This is a genomic window from Caulobacter sp. 05T431 (genome assembly GCF_056665975.1).
Genome location: NZ_JBFTKU010000002.1, coordinates 386,566 through 396,044 on the forward strand (window position 1 = coordinate 386,566; position 9,479 = coordinate 396,044).

10 protein-coding genes are annotated in these 9,479 nt (G+C 68.7%); 7 read left to right on the forward strand and 3 right to left on the reverse strand.

Annotated features, from left to right (window positions below; genetic code table 11):
- The first annotated feature begins 88 nt into the window (after positions 1 to 88).
- The 3 genes from AC1U89_RS03560 to AC1U89_RS03570 all read left to right on the forward strand — a co-directional run bounded on the left by AC1U89_RS03560 (position 89) and on the right by AC1U89_RS03570 (position 3,549).
- The gene (locus AC1U89_RS03560) at positions 89 to 1,570 is read left to right on the forward strand and encodes a methyl-accepting chemotaxis protein (RefSeq protein ID WP_479898308.1); all 1,482 of its coding nucleotides are present in this window, start codon (positions 89 to 91) and stop codon (positions 1,568 to 1,570) included.
- Positions 1,571 to 1,692: 122 nt separating this feature from the next.
- A complete protein-coding gene (locus tag AC1U89_RS03565) occupies positions 1,693 to 2,913 on the forward strand; it encodes a DUF2336 domain-containing protein (protein ID WP_479898309.1) in 1,221 nt (406 codons plus the stop codon).
- Between the two features lie 216 nt (positions 2,914 to 3,129).
- Positions 3,130 to 3,549, forward strand: a complete 420-nt coding sequence (locus AC1U89_RS03570; protein ID WP_479898310.1) for a Ros/MucR family transcriptional regulator — start codon at positions 3,130 to 3,132, stop codon at positions 3,547 to 3,549.
- Between the two features lie 15 nt (positions 3,550 to 3,564).
- On the opposite strand, the gene AC1U89_RS03575 is transcribed toward AC1U89_RS03570, so the two are convergent.
- Positions 3,565 to 4,575, reverse strand: coding sequence for a 2-hydroxyacid dehydrogenase (locus tag AC1U89_RS03575; protein WP_479898311.1), 1,011 nt, complete (start codon positions 4,573 to 4,575; stop codon positions 3,565 to 3,567).
- An 8-nt stretch (positions 4,576 to 4,583) separates the two neighbouring features.
- Positions 4,584 to 4,997: a hypothetical protein gene (locus AC1U89_RS03580; RefSeq protein ID WP_479898312.1), complete on the reverse strand. Its 414-nt coding sequence runs from the start codon at positions 4,995 to 4,997 to the stop codon at positions 4,584 to 4,586.
- 368 nt (positions 4,998 to 5,365) lie between these two features.
- Here AC1U89_RS03580 and mopJ point away from each other — a divergent pair, with 368 nt between their 5' ends.
- The 4 genes from mopJ to AC1U89_RS03600 all read left to right on the forward strand — a co-directional run bounded on the left by mopJ (position 5,366) and on the right by AC1U89_RS03600 (position 6,905).
- Positions 5,366 to 5,872 carry a motility/cell cycle regulatory protein MopJ gene (mopJ, locus tag AC1U89_RS03585; protein WP_479898359.1) on the forward strand — a complete coding sequence of 169 codons (507 nt, stop codon included), beginning with the start codon at positions 5,366 to 5,368 and terminating at the stop codon, positions 5,870 to 5,872.
- 114 nt (positions 5,873 to 5,986) lie between these two features.
- Complete coding sequence (locus tag AC1U89_RS03590) at positions 5,987 to 6,361, forward strand: hypothetical protein (RefSeq protein WP_479898314.1); 375 nt, start codon at positions 5,987 to 5,989, stop codon at positions 6,359 to 6,361.
- Positions 6,358 to 6,627: a DUF5985 family protein gene (locus tag AC1U89_RS03595; protein ID WP_479898315.1), complete on the forward strand. Its 270-nt coding sequence runs from the start codon at positions 6,358 to 6,360 to the stop codon at positions 6,625 to 6,627. Before AC1U89_RS03590 ends, AC1U89_RS03595 begins: the two co-directional genes overlap by 4 nt.
- Entirely contained in the window at positions 6,624 to 6,905 is a 282-nt protein-coding gene (locus tag AC1U89_RS03600) for a DUF5985 family protein (protein WP_479898317.1), read from the forward strand. Before AC1U89_RS03595 ends, AC1U89_RS03600 begins: the two co-directional genes overlap by 4 nt.
- Positions 6,906 to 6,996: 91 nt before the next feature.
- On the opposite strand, the gene AC1U89_RS03605 is transcribed toward AC1U89_RS03600, so the two are convergent.
- Positions 6,997 to 9,444 (reverse strand): TonB-dependent receptor, encoded by a 2,448-nt coding sequence (locus AC1U89_RS03605; protein WP_479898318.1) that lies wholly within the window; start codon positions 9,442 to 9,444, stop codon positions 6,997 to 6,999.
- Positions 9,445 to 9,479: the final 35 nt, after the last annotated feature.

Genomic DNA, 9,479 nt, shown 5'->3' on the forward strand with positions numbered 1-9,479 from the left:
TGTCGCGGGCCCGGTATGGTTAATGAGCCGTTAGGACTCAGTCGCCATTTCTCGGTCCAGGCCTGCTGGGCCGTGGAGATTCGAGAGCATGAGCGGGTTCAATCGGCTGCCTCTGGGCTGGAGGCTGATCGTCGTCCTCGGCCTGATCGCGGGCCTGGGCCAGCTGGGCTGGGCGGCGTTCGGCGGGCCGGGCCTGGTCTCGCCGTTCAGCATGGCCGGCATGGCCACCCTAGTGGCGACCCTGATCATCGGACTGCTCGCCTGGAACGAGGCCACGAACCGCGCCCTGCAGGGGCTGGGCCGCTCGGTCGACGCCCTGGGCGCGGGCCAGTATGACCGCCCGCTCGCTTCGCCCGACTCCGACGACGAACAGGTCCGCGGCCTGGCCAAGGGCCTGGACGGCGTCCAGCGCAGGCTGGCCGGCGAGCAGGCCGCCCGCGCCGCCGAGGACGCCCAGCGCGCCGCCGCCGACGCCGAACAGCAAAAGCGGACCCAGGACCTGGAGACCTACGCCCGCACCCAGCTGACCGCGCTGAACGCCATGGGGCAGGGCGTCGAGAAGCTGGCCCAGGGCGATCTGATCGCGCGCGTGCGCGAAGACGCCTTCCCGGCCGAAGCGCGCCAGATCCCCAGCGACTTCAACGCCGCCGTCGACAACCTGCAGCAGACCCTGGCCGGCATCCTGAACACGGCGCGCGGCCTGCGCGCCGGCTGCGGCGACATCGCCGCCGCCGCCGAGGACCTGGCGCAACGGACGGAGCGCCAAGCCGCTGGCCTGGAACGCACCGCCGCCGCCCTCGACCAGATCACCGCCACCGTCACCAAGAGCTCGGACAACGCCGAGAAGGCGCGCGGCGTGACCCAGAGCGCCAAGTCCAACGCCGAGAAGAGCGGCCAGGTGGTGCGCGAGGCCGTCGAGGCCATGGGCGGCATCGAGAAGTCCTCGCAGTCGATCACCCAGATCATCGGCGTCATTGACGAGATCGCCTTCCAGACCAACCTTCTGGCCCTGAACGCCGGCGTCGAGGCGGCCCGGGCCGGCGACGCCGGTCGCGGCTTCGCGGTGGTGGCGCAGGAAGTGCGGGCCCTGGCCCAGCGCTCGGCCGACGCGGCCAAGGAGATCAAGGGCCTGATCCGCGCCTCCAGCGAACAGGTCGACAAGGGCGTCAAGCTGGTGGGCGAGACCGGCCAGACCCTGGACCAGATCCTGGGCCAGGTGATCGAGATCAACGACCTGGTCGGCGAGATCGCCGCCTCGTCCAAGGCGCAGGCCGGGGGGCTGGCCGAGGTCAACGCCGCGGTGAACCAGATGGGCCAGGTGATCCACCAGAACGGCGCCATGGTCGAGCAGTCGGCGTCGGCCGCCGGCGCCCTGGCCGCCGAGGTCGAGGAGCTGGAGCGCCTGCTGGACGGCTTCCAGGTCGGCGCCCAGATCCACGAATATCGTCCCCGCCAGGAGGCGCGCCGCGAGGTTCCCGCCGCCCCGCGCCGCGAGGCTTTCCGCGACCGCTACGTGCAGGGCGCCAACGCGCTGAAGATCGAGCCGCGCTCGCGTCCCGGCGGGTGGTGACGGCTCCGGCGCGCTCGCCTTTTGGGCGAACGGTCGAGTTGGGATAAGACTAGGCCGCTCATCCGCCGTTAAGGGCGTCCAGGTCTAGGTTTGAGCACGACGGGTCCGCCGTCAGGACGACCATGAACGATTACGCCGCCCCCTTCGCCCGTCCCGAGCCCGAGCAGGCCGCCACGCCGCGCTCGCGCGCCGCCCTGCTCAAGCGGCTGGCCGATGTGGTCTGTCTGCCCGCCAGCCGCATCAACGCCTTCGAACGCGCCATGACCGCCGACCTGCTGGTCGAGATGCTGCGCGACGCCGTCGTGGGCGAGCGCGAGAAGGTGGCCCGGCGCCTGGCCAACCTGACCGAGATGCCCGGCGTCCTGGTCCGCCTGCTGCTGCGCGACGAACTGCCGGTGGCCCGCGCCCTGCTGGAGCACTCGCCCGTGCTCAGCGACGCCGACCTGATCAGCTGCCTCTACAACAGCACCCAGGACCATCGCCGGCTGATCGCCCAGCGGCGCGGGGTCAGCGAGGTGGTGGCCGACGCCCTGGTCGACATGGACGAGACGGGGGTCACCGAGGTCCTGCTGAAGAACGACCTCGTGCGCTTCAGCCACCAGGGGCTGGAGAACATCGTCGCGGCCACGCGCGACAATCCGCAGCTGATCCCGCTGCTGCTCAAGCGCGCCGAGCTGCGACCCAGCCACGCCTATGTGATGTTCTGGTGGTCGGACGCCGAGGCGCGGCGCACCATTTTGCAGCGTTTCGCCGTGTCGCGCGAAATTCTGCAGGACGCCGTGGGCGACGTCTTCCCCCTGGCCTCGGCCGAGGGCTGGCAGGACCCGCTGTCGCGAAAGGCGCTTCAGTTCATCGAACGGCGTCAGCGAAACCGCGCCGCCATCGACAAGAGCCCCTACGACAGCCTGGAGGACGCGGTCGCCGCGGCCCAGGCCGGCATGACCCGCGAGACGGCCGAGGAGATCTCGTACCTGTCGGGCCTGAAGCCGATGACCGGGGCCAAGATCTTCACCGACCCGGGCGGCGAGCCGCTGGCCATCCTGTGCAAGGCCACCGGCCTGCCGCGCAGCGCCGTGCGGGCCTTGTGGCGGGGGCTTCGCCGACCCGACACCGACGCTTCCGGCGCCGTGGCGCCGGCCCTTGAGCGGGTGCTGACCGCCTTCGACACCATCGCCGTGGACCGCGCCCAGACCATGCTGCGCTACTGGAACTGGTCGCTGTCGTCGGCCATGACCCCGGCCCTGCTGAAGGCCATCCGCGAGGGCGACGAGGCTGCCGTGGACGAGTATTCGGTGCCCCAGCGCGCGGCCATGCTGGCCCTTTCCCGAGATTTCGCACGCTAATCGACCATAGTCGTTGAGCTTGTTCAGCGAGTATGGTCCGTCAGGAATAGAGATTTCTGACAACTGAAGGCTGTACGCAAGATTGGCCAGACCAGTGCACGCCGGCCAATAAATGGTAGATACCCGCACGTCTATGTTGCCCGGGTGTAATAATCTGCTATCCAAGACTGCATTGGTTCCTGGGGGACCAGTATGAGTCGGGGGAGCGACAAGAACATGGACAGAGAGGCCGACCTCATTGAAGTCACGGCCGGTGTGGTCGCCGCCTATGTGGGCGGCAACACCATCGCGGCGGCCGACGTGCCGGGCCTGATCCGCAGCGTGCACCAGGCTCTGTCGAACGTGGGGGGCAAGGCCGAGACGGCCGAAGTCGGGCGCGAGCCGGCCGTTTCGGTGCGGCGTTCGATCACCCCGGACTATCTGATCTGTCTGGAGGACGGTCGGAAGTTCAAGTCGCTCAAGCGCCACCTGCGCACCAAGTACGACCTGAGCCCCGAACAGTATCGAGCCCGCTGGGACCTGCCGAAGGACTATCCGATGGTCGCCCCGAACTACGCCCAGGCGCGTTCGGACCTGGCCAAGCAGATGGGCCTGGGTCAGGGCGGCCGGAAACCGGCGCGTCGCGGGCGCGCCTAACCTACCGCGAACCGACTATCCACGAACCGACCGGGCGGTGACCTGACAGGTCAGCGGCCGGCCGGCTTCGGCGTCCGCCAGGCCGCCAAGGGTGGTCTCGGCGATCGCCGACAGGGCCTCCTCGGTCAGGAAGGCCTGGTGCCCCGTGATCAGCACGTTGGGGAACGTCAGCAGGCGCTGGAAGACGTCGTCCTGGACGATCTCGTTCGAGAGGTCCTCGAAGAACAGGTCCGCCTCCTGCTCGTAGACGTCCAACGCCACGCTGCCGACCTTGCCCGACTTGAGACCGCCGATCAGGGCCGCGGTGTCGATCAGCGCACCGCGGCTGGTGTTGACGATCATCACGCCCGGCCGCGCGGCGGCCAGGCGGTCGCGATCGATCAGGTGTCGGGTGTCGGGCGTCAGCGGGCAGTGCAGGGTGATCAGGTCGGCTTCGCGCAGCACCTGGTCGACCGGCGCGTAGCGCACCCCGATCGCGACCAGCTCGGGGTCCTCGACCAGGTCGCTGGCCAGCACCTCGCAGCCGAAACCCAGCCGCAGGGTCTTGGCGACCAGGGCGCCGATGCGGCCCGTGCCGACCACGCCCGCCGTCCGGCCCGAGAGGTTGCGGCCGATGAGGCCGTCCAGGGCGAAGTTGTTGTCGCGGACCCGGATCCAGGCGCGCGGGATGTTGCGGTCCAGGGCCAGGATCAGGCCGATCGTGAACTCCGCCACCGCCTCGGGCGAATAGGCCGGCACGCGGACGACGGCGACGCCCAGGCGCTCGGCGGCCTCCAGGTCGACATTGTTGTAGCCCGCGCAGCGCAGGGCCACGAGGCGCGCGCCGCCCTTGGCCAAGGTCTCCAGCACCGCCGCGTCCACCCGATCGTTCACGAACACGCAGACGGCGGGAAAGCCCTCGGCCAGGGCGGCCGTGCTGGCGTCGAGCCGGGCCTCGAAATAGCGGATGTCGTGGCCGAAGCCGCGATTGGCCGCGTCCAGGAAGCGGCGGTCATAGGCCTTGGTCGAGAAGACGGCCACGCGCATGGGCGGGCTCAGCCGGTGACGCCGATGGTCAGGACGTAGTCGGCCGTCTCGTTCCGCATGGCGGCGTCCTCCATCATGTAGACGATGATCCGGTAGGCCCCGGCGACGGGCGTCTTGCCGGCATAGTCGCGTGCGCTCGAGCCGTTGAACAGGGGCTCGTCCAGACCGGGGGCGATCACGTTGAACCGGGCCGAGGCGTTGCGGGTCCGCAGCGACACCTTCAGCGTCTGGCCGGCCCGGACGGTGAGGACGTAGCTGACGCCGCCGTCGGCCTTGATCGCGCCGTTCACGGTGGCCGAGGACGCGCCCTTGGCGAAGCGGACCTGCTCGTTCCGGAAGGGGCCTTGCGCCAGGGCCGCCGGAGGCAGGCTCAGCAAGGCCAGGCCCAGCAGGACGGGGACGATCGGCGCGGGCTTTCGCATGATGGGTGCGGGCTCCCTGTCGGCTGCGTCGCAATCATAGCATGCAGTCGGGGTTTCGGCGGCCGATTTGAATTCTCAAGGTTGCGCCCTGTGCTCGACGAACGGGCAGCGCGGGCGCCTCGAAAGCGGTCGATCACAGTGTCCGGAGGCGTCGAGTCGGCTTGAGTCTGAGCGTTCATTAACCCTAATTCAAACAATCGCTTGCGCCATCCGCGCGCTGCTTTTGGCATCCGGATTCTACCCCGGACGTTTCGCTTGCGGATTGACTCACCTCAACAAACTTAGCCGTAGAGCGCGATTTTCGCTGGCGGCGATTCGGTGCTTAAGACATAGTGAATCGTCGTGATTCCAACGGCTTGTTAAGGAATCTGAAGATGAACGCGCAGCTGAGCGCATCGGCCACGGCGGCCCGCGCTCACCAGGAGATGTTCGCCTACTGGGCGTCCCTCCGCCGGGGGGCTAGCCTCCCGTCGCGCGTCGACCTGCACCCTTCGGGCATCAAGCGGATGCTGCCGACCGTGAGCCTGATCGACGTGAAGCGCGATCTGGACGGCGCGATCGACTACCGCCTGCGCCTGGCCGGCACCGGCCTCTACTCGGTCTATGGCCGCGAGATCACCGGCCGCACCCTGGAAGACGTCTACAACACCGCCGCGGTCGAATACTGGCGCCGCGAGCTGGACAAGGTCGTCACCGAGCGCCGTCCGGGCGTCGGCGTGCACAGCCTGGCCTGGAAGGGCTCGCCGCACATGTCGATCCTGTGGCTGCGCCTGCCCCTGGCCCGCAACGGCAAGGACGTCGACATGATCCTGGGCTACGACGCTGTGGTCGGGTCCCAGGCCGGCGACATGCAGAGCGGCATCCGCGCCGCGTGAGGCCCGCGCCGCGCGCCTCACGCGCGGCGATTTCCATGGCTCAGCTTGCTCCCCCGGCCTCGCCGCCTATTGTCCCGCCTGGGATTCCAGCCGAGGTTTGGGGGAAGAGGTCGGGTGACCGTCGATCGCGACGTCTTTCAGTTCATTCGCGAGCACGTGCGTTCGGTCTGGGCGCTGGAGCTGCTGCTGCGCCTCAAGCACGATCCCGAGCGCTGCTGGTCGGTGGCGGAGCTGGTCGGCGATCTGCGGGCCAGCCACAGCCTGGTGACCGACAACCTGACCGCCTTCGTGGACGCCGGACTGGTGGTCGCCGAGGATCGGGGCTGCTTCCGCTACCAGCCGGCCGCCGCCGTCCTGGCCAAGGTCTGCGACGACCTCGAGACCGCCTATCGCACCAAGCCCGTCACCGTGATCCGCTGGATCTCGGCCCCGGCCGAGCGCCTGCAGTCGCTGGCCGACGCCTTCAAGTTCAAGGGTAGGGACCAATGAGCGGGCCGACGGTCGTCTACATCCTCTGCATGCTGGCCAGCATGACCTGCGCGGGCCTGCTGACCCGGGCCTGGCTGCGCAACCGCTCGCGCCTGCTGCTATGGACGGCGATCAGCTTCGGCTTCCTGGCCCTGAACAACCTGCTGCTGGTGGCCGACCTGGTGGTGTTCATCACCCAGGTGAACCTCTTGCCCTATCGTCAGCTGACCGCCGGCCTGGCCATCGCCACGCTGCTGTACGGCTTCATCTGGGAGGTGGACGAATGAGCTTCCCGATCACGCCGGTCGAGGGGCTGATCGCCGGCGCCCTGGCCACGGGGTTCCTGGTGGCCGGCCTGTTCTTCCTGAAGTTCTGGCGGCGCACGGGCGACGGCCTGTTCCTGGCCTTCTCGGCCGCCTTCGGCCTGCTGGCGGCGGGCAACGCGCTGCCGGTGCTGCTGGGCACGCCGCACGAGGAGCGCAGCGGCATCTACCTGTTCCGCCTGGCGGCCTTCGTGCTGATCATCGTGGCGGTGCTGGCCAAGAACCTGCGGCGCGGGACCTAGAAGGGGACGGGGACACGCACTTGTGCGTGTCCCCAGCCAACGCGCCGTGGATCGAGCGGGGACACGCCGAGGGGGCATGTCCCCGCTCCAGCTAGAAGTTCCAGGTCAGGGTGGCGCCGTAGGTCGACGGCTTGCCGGGGAAGCGGACCACGGTGTTGGCGTTGCTGCTGACCGCGCTCCAATAGTACTCGTCAGTCAGGTTGCGGCCCCAGACCTGCAGCTCCCAGCCCTTGTCCGAGGCCAGGCCGACGCTGCCGTTGACCAGGCCGTAGCCGTCGATCGCGAACAGCGGATTGCCCTCCAGGTCGGCGCTGGACTTGCTCTGCCAGCGCCCGTTCAGCGCCGCCTTCAGCCGCAGGCCGTCGCCGACCTCATGGTCGAACATGGCCGTCAGGCCGCCCTGGAATTTCGGGCTGTATAGAAAGGGCCGCCCATCGAAGGTCTGGGACTGACCGGCGGAGTTGATGCCGGTGTAGCCCTGGACTTCGGTGTGCAGCCAAGTCGCCGAGGCGATAAAGGTCAGTGAGCGCGACGCGCGCCAGGTGATGTCGCCGTCCAGGCCGTGGGCCTCGGCGTCGGGCACGTTGGCCAGGCGGGCGAGAGCGGTGTAGATCGGGTCGGCGAAGTACACCGACAGCTGCTTGTCGGTGTAGTCGTAATAGAAGGCGCTGACATTGGCCTGGACCCGGCGCTGGAATAGGCCGGCCTTCACGCCCACCTCGTAGGCGGTCAGCATCTCCTGCCGCGCCGGGGCGTTCTGGGTCGAGATGTTGGCGGCGTTGATCGGGGTGGCGCCGGCCTTGGCCCCGCGCGAGACCGAGCCGAACAGCAGCACGTCCTCGGTGGCTTGCCAGTCCAGGGCCACGCGCCAGGCCACGTTGTCCTCGTCCAGCTTGGAGGTCACCAGGCCGAAGCTCTTCTTGACTGGGTCGAAGGTGTTGCACTGGCCCTGGCTGATCGGCGCGACCGGGCCGTAGGCGGCGAAGAACAGCGCCCGGTTCACGACGTTGACGTTGGGCAGCATGTTGCCGTTGAAGTCGCGCGAGCAGCCGTAATAGTCCTGCTTGTCCTGGCTGTAGCGGACGCCCAGGGTCAGTTTCAGCGTGTCGGTCAGCTTGTGGTCGACATTGCCGAACACGCTCCAGGTGTCGGTCTCGATATTGCCGACGTCCTCGTAGGTGCGGAACGCCTGGCTCATCTGCAGGGCGGTGTAGCCGCCGCTGTTGAACGGCGTGGCCAGCAGGGTCGAGCCGAAGAAGCGGATGGTCCCGACATTGGCGTTCTGGCCCAGCAGGGTGCGGTTGCTGTCGAGGATCTCGTCGTGGGCCACATAGGCGCCCACCAGCCACGAACCCTTGTCGGTGGCGCCTTCCAGGTGCAGTTCCTCGGCGGCGGACTGGATGTCGCCCTTGGCCTTCTGGACCAGGATCTCGTAGGGCGCGCCGCTCCAGTCGAAGACCGCCCTGCGGGACAGGTCGTTGTAGCTGGTCAGCGAGACCAGCCGGACGCTGTCGCTCAGCTCCCAGCCGACCCTCAGCTTGAGGGCGTCGAAGGCGTCGTCCTCGCGGGCGGGACCGGCGATGCCCAGGCCCGTGCCGACCTCCGTCCCGCGGGTCGACAGCGGGGCCCAGTCGGCCTGGTCGGCCTTGGTCGGCTGGTGCGAGGCCACGTAGGCGACCACGCCCGGGGCGTTGAACGGGCTGGCGGCGGTGGCGGGCGTGAAGCCGATCGCCTGGGCGGCCACGGTGTCGGACTTGTTGCGCCAGCCGGCGTAGGAGAAGTCGACGTCGATCTTGTCGGTGGGCTGGGCCGCCAGCGACAGGCGCCAGCCGTCGCGATGGACCTCGCCCAGGCGCTCGTCGCGGGTATTGCTCTTCTGCCAGCCCTCGTCGCTGTCCTCGGTGCGGAAGGCGAAGCGGGCCTGCAGGCCGGGCGCCAGGGCGCCGCTGACATAGCCCTCGAAATTGTGGGTCTTGTAGTTGCCGACCTCGCCGGTGACCGAGGCCTCGAACATCTCGGTGGGCTTGTTGGTGACGAAGTCGATCAGGCCGGCGGTGGTGTTGCGGCCGTACAGCGTGCCTTGCGGGCCCTTCAGCACCTCGACCCGCTCCAGGTCGAACATCGGGCCGGTGTTCATGAACGGATAGGCGTAGGCGACCTCGTCCGTATAGGTGCCGACCGTCGAGGTGGCCGACAGGTTGATCGTGTTGAAGCCGATGCCCCGCAGGGTGTAGGTCGGCACGCCCTGGTAGCTCTGGCTGACCGTGAAGCTGGGCGCGATGGTCGACAGGTCCTTGGGATCGGTGACCCGCAGTTGCTGCAGGGTGTCGCCGCTGAACGCCTGGATCGGCATGCCCACGCTGTTGGCGGTCTCCTCGCGGCGCTGGGCCGTGACCACCAGGGTCTCGATCGTCGGGACGTCGTCCTTCTTGGGCTGCGCCTGGGCCGGGGCCTGAGCTTGCGCGATGGCGGGCATGGCCGCGAGCAGCGCGATGGCCGACGCCCCCAGCGTCAGCAACAGGCGCGATTTACCTGGCATCCGAATTCCTCCCTCTGGCCGCGCCTGCATCGGAC

Excerpts from the sequence above, each read along its gene's own strand:
- AC1U89_RS03570 (WP_479898310.1), top strand. The coding sequence starts at position 3,130 with ATGGACAGAGAGGCCGACCTCATTGAAGTCACGGCCGGTGTGGTCGCC.
- AC1U89_RS03595 (WP_479898315.1), top strand. The coding sequence starts at position 6,358 with ATGAGCGGGCCGACGGTCGTCTACATCCTCTGCATGCTGGCCAGCATG.
- AC1U89_RS03575 (WP_479898311.1), bottom strand. The coding sequence starts at position 4,575 with ATGCGCGTGGCCGTCTTCTCGACCAAGGCCTATGACCGCCGCTTCCTG.
- AC1U89_RS03600 (WP_479898317.1), top strand. The coding sequence starts at position 6,624 with ATGAGCTTCCCGATCACGCCGGTCGAGGGGCTGATCGCCGGCGCCCTG.
- AC1U89_RS03605 (WP_479898318.1), bottom strand. The coding sequence starts at position 9,444 with ATGCCAGGTAAATCGCGCCTGTTGCTGACGCTGGGGGCGTCGGCCATC.
- AC1U89_RS03560 (WP_479898308.1), top strand. The coding sequence starts at position 89 with ATGAGCGGGTTCAATCGGCTGCCTCTGGGCTGGAGGCTGATCGTCGTC.
- AC1U89_RS03580 (WP_479898312.1), bottom strand. The coding sequence starts at position 4,997 with ATGCGAAAGCCCGCGCCGATCGTCCCCGTCCTGCTGGGCCTGGCCTTG.
- AC1U89_RS03565 (WP_479898309.1), top strand. The coding sequence starts at position 1,693 with ATGAACGATTACGCCGCCCCCTTCGCCCGTCCCGAGCCCGAGCAGGCC.